The organism is Bradyrhizobium sp. 23 (genome assembly GCF_023073295.1).
In the GTDB taxonomy this organism is placed as follows: domain Bacteria; phylum Pseudomonadota; class Alphaproteobacteria; order Rhizobiales; family Xanthobacteraceae; genus Bradyrhizobium; species Bradyrhizobium canariense_D.
Genome location: NZ_JADPJF010000103.1, coordinates 421,760 through 428,046, shown reverse-complemented (window position 1 = coordinate 428,046; position 6,287 = coordinate 421,760). Strand labels below are relative to the sequence as shown.

Below are 6,287 nucleotides of genomic sequence, written 5' to 3'. Positions count from 1 at the left end.
CTCAAGGCTCGCGAAGCCGCACGTCTTGACGGCGGACGAGCCGCTGGCAAGGCACCAGTCCTCCTTGGCACCTGCCGCAGCTTGTGCCGCAGGCATTTGCGTGAGAACCAGTGTCGTGCAGCAAGCCACTGCGAGTGGAAAAGCACTAAGGCGCAGGAAACTGTTCATGGTCTTTCTCCGAGAGTTCTGGATTCAGATACACGCACAGGGAGATAGAGGCGCCGCTTACATCGGGCAAATGAACAACGCTTATCCTCCAATTCGCGAAATGAATGTGACTTCGCATCATGCACACATCTCGTGAAGCCCATCCGGCAGTCCTCACCAGGCGGCAAGCATGCTTCGAGATCGCCTCCCAATCGGCAATTCCGGAGAACAGGCGCGGAGGAGCACGTGGCTAGGAAGCAATGACCGGCTCCTGCGATCATGTCTCGACCACCGCCCGACCTTCAGAGGCGGATCCTAAATCGCGGCAGTAGCCGCAACGATCGCCTTGCGAAGCCACTTATGAGCCGGCACGTCATCGAACCGGCGATGCCATGTCATTACGCTGCGAAGTGGCGGAGCATCGAATGGAAGCTCGCGGACCTCAATCGGATAGGCCCGCCGGAATTCATCTGCGAGCTTTCGTCCGACGATGGCTACGAAATCCGATTGAACGATCACCGGGCCCGCCGACAAATACGGGACCTCCAAAGCAATCGTTCGGCTCCTTTTCAGCCCTTCATCGACAAAGCTCAGGTCCTCGGCGGCGGAGGTGATTGCGAGATGTTGCACCTTCGCCAGCGTCGCCGGTGTCAACTTGGCAGGAATTGCGGGATGACCTCTTCTAAACGCTGCGACATAGCGGTCGTCGATCAGCGCTTGCGAAGCGAAGCGCTCTCCCTCCCATTCTCGCGCAGCAATGGCGATGTCAAGCTCGCCCCGGTCAAGCTTATCGGCGATCTTGAGCGTGCCGCTCGGTACCAGAGAAAGACGAAGCTTCGGAGCCGGCGCACGGCTTGCCGCTACGACAGGAGCTGCCACCACCACCGCGGCATAGTTGTCCACGGCGATGGCGAAGCGTCGGTCCGCCGTGGCGGCATCAAAGCTGTCTCCCTCGACCGCGAGCTGGAGATCGTTCAAGGCTTTGCGGATCGGCAGCGCGAGCTGCTCCGCTCTCGGAGTAGGAATCATGCCCGATGGCGTCCGAACGAACAGCCCGTCCTTGAGCGCGTGCCTCAGTCTGTTCAAGGCGTGGCTGACCGCAGGCTGGCTCATCGCCAGCACGTCGGCGGCCCGTACGACGCTGCGTTCCGTCAGCACCGTGTCGAAGACCAGCAGCAGATTGAGGTCGAGCTTGCGAAGGCGCATAATGGCTCCTCATACGCCATCAAGAGTCGGCCGGCTCGACCTCGCTGACGGTGTCGCCGCCATGGACGAGAATACGGCAGATCAGTCCTTCGGCATCGAAGCTGAGTTGTGCGCGGCCATACGCTCCGAGAGCTCCGGCAATCAGACGCGAACCGAACCCGCGACGCGTCGGTTCTCTCACGCGCGGTCCACCGCGTTCTGCCCAGACGATCGCAAGCTGGTGCGCATCCACGCCGGAGGGTACGCTCTCCCACGAAATCTCCACGGTCCCGGTGGGTGAGCTGAGGGAGCCGTATTTATGGGCGTTGGTTGCGAGCTCATGGAAAATGAGGTGCAGCGCAAGCGCGATCCTCGGCGCGACCTCCACATCGGGTCCGGCAAGCACCTGCATCCGATCCCCCGCATAGGGGCGGATTGCCTGCTCCATCACGGCGGCGAGCCCGGTAACACAACTCGGCCTCGAAACTTCGTGATAGCGCTGCAGCACGGAGAGACGACCCAGCAGTTCGGCCCGATACACCTCCACCGGCCCAAGCTGGGTCTGACGGATCACCGCCTCCACCGTGGCGAGCAGGTTGCGGGCCCTGTGGCTTAGCTCCGCAATCAACAATGCGGCATCGTCCCTGTTCCCATCCGCGTGAGATGCCTCTTCCACAGTGATGCCGCCTCGATTTCGATTGGGGCGCGAGTGGCGCTGCCGTGGAGATCTTCACGTTGCTGGTACATCCCGAGTCCTTCGATCGTGAACGGCAGAACAATGAGTTCGGCGAGACCGGCACGCCATTAAATAAAAATATAGGTTGCCCGGTCCGCTGCGTGCTCAGGTAGGTCTGAGCAGATACCGTCCCCAGAGCCGGCTCTGCACTCAGTTTCGGCAGAACCCGGACGAGGAATCTCGGCGTCGCCGAGAGCCGCGTGAGATGTCCTGGAGCATGTCGAGCTGCAGCCGCTGGATCTCGGCCAACCGCTGCCACTGACGGGACATCAGGTAGTCTAGCTTTTCGTGAACGTGTCTGATCTCCAGCTCCACCTTGAGATTGACCTCATAATCGTTCTGCGATCGCAGCCTGTCCTTGGCGTCCTGCCGCTTCTGGCTCATCATGATGATCGGACCCTGGAGCGCGGCGACGCATGAAAGGATCAGATTCAGCAGAATATAGGGGTAAGGATCGAAACGCACCGAATCGGAGGCGACCTGGTTGAAACCGATCCAGCCCACGAGCGCGGCCATGAACCAGAGGATGAACCCCCAGCTTCCGCCGAAATCTGCCAGATGGTCGGAAAGCCGCTCGCCGACGGTCCGCTGGACCTCGTATTCGAGGTCGATATTCTCTGTGATGGTGTCCTGATTGGCCAGACTTTCCGCGACCTGCCGGTCGAGCTCCGTCAGTTCGCCATGCTCGGCCTGCAGCAGCTCCTCGACGTAGATGCGGCGGTAGCCGGCGGCCTCGCCGCAGCTGATGAGCGCTCCGGAGGCGAGCGTCGGGTGGTCAAGCCGAATCCGTTCCACCAATTTCGGCGCCAACTGATCGAGCGAGACCAGATTGGACCGGCTCTCGTCACGACCCGAGATCGCGCTATGTGCTCTGTCCTGCCGCCTGCAGCGCGCCTGCGTCGGCATGGCTGGGTTGAGCTCGTCCATGCTACGCTCTCCGATCCCCGGCAACGCAAGTTCGAAATGCACTGTCGGCCGTCAGGACCACCCCGGCAGTGAGGAGCAACGGAAACAGCGGGGCGTAGAGGCGCGCATGGAGCAGAAGAAGCCCGCCAGCCGTGGCGCCGATCACCAGAGAGAGGAGCACCGCCACAAGTCGGCGACGTTCTTCGTCCGTCAGCGGCTCATGCGCCAAGTCGCCGACGACGAAGATTAGGGTGGCGGTCGCGGCGGTCGTGAACACGGCGCTCACATTCAGCCTCCGAACCGCTCCGCTTTGCATTCCCATCGCCATGGCCCAGACGACCAGGAGAACCAGCGCGGCGTTCTCCCCCGGCCTTGCGCTTGTCGCGAGCCAGATCAGCACGAACCCGAGATGCCCCAGCAGCGATAGCCCAAGCGCATGTGTCGTGCGTTGCGGCCACACCACGCCAAGAGGCTCCCGGCATCCGTCCGATCCAGATGGAGGTTGGACAACGATTCTCGTTGCCAGATAGATGCCGATGGCGAAGCCGGCCATCGATGCCAGGACGGCGATCGTGGCTGGGCGCCTTGGGGTTCTGCGATATGCCGAGCCCGAGAAACGCGATGTTTCCGGTCATGAACGCCGTGAAGACCTTCCCCAAGGCGATGAAGCTGATTGCGTCAACCGCGCCCGACGAGACGGTGAGCGTGAACAGAAGCCGATCGCGAAGGCTGATTGCGCGAACGGGGATGCCGGGCTCTGCCGAGATAACGTTCATGAAACACTCCCTGGAATTCCGCGACTAGCCGCCGAGGTACGAACGGCCGATCGCGATCCCGATCGGCGCGGCACACGCGAACAACAATGCGCTTGCGAGCAGGGTCGAGGACGCCATCTCGACGTAGCCCTGATAGCGGCCGGCGAGGATCATGCCCGCGAATACCGGCGGAAGCGCCGCGATCAGGACCATCTGTTCGAGGTCCCGGCGGCGATCCCACAGGCGCGCCCGAGCGGAGAAGTATCCGAGCGCCAAGACGCGCGACGGTATGTCCTGAAGGATCGCGGCCATTTCGCAGCCTTCTTTCGCTCGATCGGCGGTACGCCACCTCCGAGGATCGCCGGTCCGGCCCGGCGATCCTCGTCAGAAGCGAGGCCATCAGACCGGCACGACGCCGCGACGATCCCTCGGAAGTTTCTTCACGTCTTCTCGCGTCACATTGAGATGCTGCATGAGCAGCTCAGGCGGGAGATGGCCGAACCACTCCGCGAGCGACACCTCTTCGTATCTGCTGGTCCGGAATACCTCGAGGAACTGCAGAACGTCGGGGCCGGTGTTCTCGACGTAGTGACCCAGGTTCTTGCGCACGACACCGACATCGCCCGGACGGAAGTCGTTCGTCGTGGCCTTCGGCCCGGTATTGAAGACGGTCATGCGGGCCTGTCCGCGCAGGTAATACTGCCACTCGTCGGCGTTCGGGTGCCAGTGCATCTCCCGCATCCCGCCCGGCTCGACCGTGACCAGGGCCGAGGCGATGGTCCTGGAGATCTTGAAATTCGTACTGTCCGCAATCTGGATGCGGCCTCCGCTGCTTTCCTTGACGGGCTTGGCGCGCGAAAGGTGAAAGACCACCGGCTCGGTGTCTGCCTGGACGCGCGCGGCGGCCTTGTCCGCGGTGAGGTTTCCCGGCTCCTGCCCCTGGAAGATCCAGAGATTGCTGAGGGGAATGTTTCCGAAGACCTCCTTGGGCACGCCGAAGTTCTTGGCCAGCACCTCCGGAGGCGTATGCGCGATCCAGTCGGTCACGAGCAGAGTGTTGCTCTCGGACTGCCTGCCGTTGTCGAAGGCCAGGACGAACTCCGCCCCGTCCGGACCAAGGCCCTGCAGCGAGTGCGGCAGGCCGGCCGGGAAATACCAGAGGTCCCCCTCTTCGGCGTCCTCGACGCTAGGACGCCCCTGAGCGTCGATCGTCGTGATGCGGCACCTTCCCCGCGTCATGACGGCCCACTCGGCGGTCTGGTGCCAGTGCAACTCCCGGATCCCGCCCGGAGCCAGATGCATGTTCACCCCGGCGATCTCTTCGGAGATCGTAAAGTCCTCGGAAGTCAGTTCGCGGGCCCAGCCGCCGTTCTGAATACGTTTGGGCGAGATGTTGAAGGAGGACCAGAAGAAGGGCTGCGTGCTGATGTCGGTCGCGGGGGGATCGATCTGCGAGGGAAACTGACTTTCGATGACCTGATTGCGCGGGCCGTCGTCGCGGAGGCTCTCGGGGTTGCCCGTGGTGTTAATCCCCCCCTGAGGCGGCAAATCGGGATTGCCGAAGGTGGGCGTCGGACGGTTCGGAGCCCGTGGAACTGTTTGATTGCTGGTGGGCATTGAATTCTCCTTGCATCGTGTGCTGGACTTCATGGCTGGTGCAAGCGGCGGCCGCGCCGAGAACTGGCCTCTCGTCCGTCGTGGCGCCAGCTACACGCGGCTACCAGGTGGACGGCACACCGAAGGCTCTCAATTAAAAACGGATTTAGGATTCGGGGCGATCTGCCCCGAGCCGCGCCTTGAGCGGACACGTTCGCTGCCTCGGGCCAACTTCGGGCAGCCTGCAGCCAGTCGCTTTGTCGAGGCGCGTGCTCCTGCTAGATTCGAATTTATGTTTCTAAACGTCTGTTTAATGGCTCGGCGCGCGTACGGAGCGCAGCTTCGTTTCCGCCATCAGAGATCGAAAGGCGCCCAGCCATGTCAACGAATGAGAGCCTCAACCCGCACCAGCTGCGCGACGCGCTGGCCGAATCCGTCCATCGGCATTGGGTGCTTTACCTCATGGAGGGTTTGCTCCTCCTCGCCCTTGGTGTCGTCGCCATCATCGTCCCGCCGATCGCCACGTTGAGCGCGACGATCGTGATCGGCTGGGTCTTTCTGGCAGCCGGCGTCTTCGGCCTGGCCTCCACATTCAGGCCACGTCATGCAGCCGGATTCTGGTGGTCGCTGATCTCTGCCGTGGCCGGAATCGCCGCTGGTCTGGTCCTGCTGGCCTGGCCGTTCAGCGGATCCGTTTCCCTCACGCTCGTCATGATCGCCTTCTTCACCGTCGAGGGCATCGCGTCAATCATGTTTGGGCTCGAACACCGCCGAGGCGTGCCGACGTGGGGCTCGTTCGTCGCAAGCGGCGTGATCGATCTGCTCATGGCGGCCATCGTCTTCTATGGCTTTCCAGGAACCGCCACATGGGCGCTAAGCCTTCTGGTCGGCATCGACATGATATTCGGCGGGGCCGCTCTCACCGCCCTCGCACTTCATCTGCGCAGATGATTCGGACGTCT

8 protein-coding genes are annotated in these 6,287 nt (G+C 62.5%); 2 read left to right on the top strand and 6 right to left on the bottom strand.

The genetic code is table 11. From position 1 onward, the window contains the following. Positions 1-462: 462 nt before the first annotated feature. The 4 genes from IVB32_RS27040 to IVB32_RS27025 form a co-directional block, all read right to left on the bottom strand. The gene (locus tag IVB32_RS27040; protein WP_247411896.1) at positions 463-1,353 is read right to left on the bottom strand and encodes a LysR family transcriptional regulator; all 891 of its coding nucleotides are present in this window, start codon (positions 1,351-1,353) and stop codon (positions 463-465) included. 19 nt (positions 1,354-1,372) lie between these two features. Continuing rightward, a complete protein-coding gene (locus IVB32_RS27035; RefSeq protein ID WP_247411894.1) occupies positions 1,373-1,963 on the bottom strand; it encodes a sensor histidine kinase in 591 nt (196 codons plus the stop codon). Between the two features lie 255 nt (positions 1,964-2,218). Then, on the bottom strand, positions 2,219-2,995 hold the full coding sequence (locus tag IVB32_RS27030; RefSeq protein ID WP_247411891.1) for a DUF1003 domain-containing protein: 777 nt from the start codon (positions 2,993-2,995) through the stop codon (positions 2,219-2,221). Between the two features lies 1 nt (position 2,996). Next, a complete protein-coding gene (locus tag IVB32_RS27025; protein WP_256466599.1) occupies positions 2,997-3,536 on the bottom strand; it encodes a DUF1275 family protein in 540 nt (179 codons plus the stop codon). Between the two features lie 71 nt (positions 3,537-3,607). Between IVB32_RS27025 and IVB32_RS27020 the strand changes: the two genes are divergently transcribed. Further along, the gene (locus tag IVB32_RS27020) at positions 3,608-3,778 is read left to right on the top strand and encodes a hypothetical protein (RefSeq protein ID WP_247411939.1); all 171 of its coding nucleotides are present in this window, start codon (positions 3,608-3,610) and stop codon (positions 3,776-3,778) included. Here IVB32_RS27020 and IVB32_RS27015 read toward each other — a convergent pair. Both IVB32_RS27015 and IVB32_RS27010 read right to left on the bottom strand, forming a co-directional pair. Then, positions 3,775-4,041 carry a hypothetical protein gene (locus tag IVB32_RS27015; RefSeq protein WP_247411888.1) on the bottom strand — a complete coding sequence of 89 codons (267 nt, stop codon included), beginning with the start codon at positions 4,039-4,041 and terminating at the stop codon, positions 3,775-3,777. The genes IVB32_RS27020 and IVB32_RS27015 overlap by 4 nt on opposite strands. A gap of 87 nt (positions 4,042-4,128) precedes the next feature. Beyond that, entirely contained in the window at positions 4,129-5,346 is a 1,218-nt protein-coding gene (locus tag IVB32_RS27010) for a cupin domain-containing protein (protein WP_247411885.1), read from the bottom strand. 357 nt (positions 5,347-5,703) lie between these two features. Between IVB32_RS27010 and IVB32_RS27005 the strand changes: the two genes are divergently transcribed. After that, the gene (locus IVB32_RS27005) at positions 5,704-6,276 is read left to right on the top strand and encodes a DUF308 domain-containing protein (RefSeq protein ID WP_247411882.1); all 573 of its coding nucleotides are present in this window, start codon (positions 5,704-5,706) and stop codon (positions 6,274-6,276) included. The last annotated feature ends 11 nt before the right edge of the window (positions 6,277-6,287 follow it).

What these genes read in the sequence shown, in the direction of transcription:
- IVB32_RS27010 (WP_247411885.1), bottom strand. Translation starts at nt 5,346, where the DNA reads ATGCCCACCAGCAATCAAACAGTTCCACGGGCTCCGAACCGTCCGACG.
- IVB32_RS27020 (WP_247411939.1), top strand. Translation starts at nt 3,608, where the DNA reads ATGAACGCCGTGAAGACCTTCCCCAAGGCGATGAAGCTGATTGCGTCA.
- IVB32_RS27005 (WP_247411882.1), top strand. Translation starts at nt 5,704, where the DNA reads ATGTCAACGAATGAGAGCCTCAACCCGCACCAGCTGCGCGACGCGCTG.
- IVB32_RS27015 (WP_247411888.1), bottom strand. Translation starts at nt 4,041, where the DNA reads ATGGCCGCGATCCTTCAGGACATACCGTCGCGCGTCTTGGCGCTCGGA.
- IVB32_RS27040 (WP_247411896.1), bottom strand. Translation starts at nt 1,353, where the DNA reads ATGCGCCTTCGCAAGCTCGACCTCAATCTGCTGCTGGTCTTCGACACG.
- IVB32_RS27030 (WP_247411891.1), bottom strand. Translation starts at nt 2,995, where the DNA reads ATGGACGAGCTCAACCCAGCCATGCCGACGCAGGCGCGCTGCAGGCGG.